This is a genomic window from Caulobacter sp. 602-1, assembly GCF_003931565.1.
Lineage (GTDB): Bacteria > Pseudomonadota > Alphaproteobacteria > Caulobacterales > Caulobacteraceae > Caulobacter.
The window spans coordinates 1-279 of sequence record NZ_RRYI01000186.1 but is presented as its reverse complement, the minus strand read 5'-3'; the positions used below and the strand labels follow the sequence as shown (position 1 = coordinate 279).

The following is a 279-nucleotide window of genomic DNA, read 5'->3' as shown; positions in this document are numbered from 1 at the left end:
CAGGACCAGGTGCTGCTGGGCGTCACCGGCTCGGGCAAGACCTTCACCATGGCCCAGGTCACCGCCGCCACCCAGCGCCCGGCGCTGATCCTGGCCCCAATCAAGACCCTGGCCGCCCAGCTCTACAGCGAGATGAAGTCGTTCTTCCCGGAGAACGCGGTCGAGTACTCCGTCAGCTACTACGACTACTACCATCCGGAGGCCTATGTGCCCCGGACCGACACCTATATCGAGAAGGACAGCTCCATCAACGAGCAGATCGACCGGATGCGCCACTCG

General features: G+C 63.8%; 1 protein-coding gene. It reads left to right on the top strand.

The annotated features are described in order from the left end of the window. The coding region (locus tag EIK80_RS25800) for a DEAD/DEAH box helicase family protein (RefSeq protein WP_158624768.1) at positions 1-279 on the top strand (279 nt) is incomplete at both ends.